The following is a 250-nucleotide window of genomic DNA, read 5'->3' on the forward strand; positions in this document are numbered from 1 at the left end:
TGCCGTGGTTCGACGGCCATGGCCGGCCTGACCTGCCCTGGCAGCCTCCGCGCACGCCGTACCGGGTGTGGTTGTCGGAAATCATGCTGCAGCAGACCCAGGTCGCCACGGTCATTCCGTCCTTCCTGAAGTTTCTTGCCGTGTTCCCCACCCTGCCCGACCTCGCCGCCGCCAGCAACGACGCGGTGAGGGCGCCGTGGGCCGGCTTGGGCTACTACGCCCGCGCGCGCAACCTGCTTGCCGCCGCGCA

At 70.0% G+C, this 250-nt stretch carries 1 pseudogene; it reads left to right on the plus strand.

Annotated features, from left to right (window positions below):
• Window positions 1-250: pseudogene (locus ACQG3P_RS21055) on the plus strand (A/G-specific adenine glycosylase); the annotation flags it as partial.

This window comes from Stenotrophomonas sp. SrG, assembly GCF_050031795.1.
Lineage (GTDB): Bacteria > Pseudomonadota > Gammaproteobacteria > Xanthomonadales > Xanthomonadaceae > Stenotrophomonas > Stenotrophomonas rhizophila_A.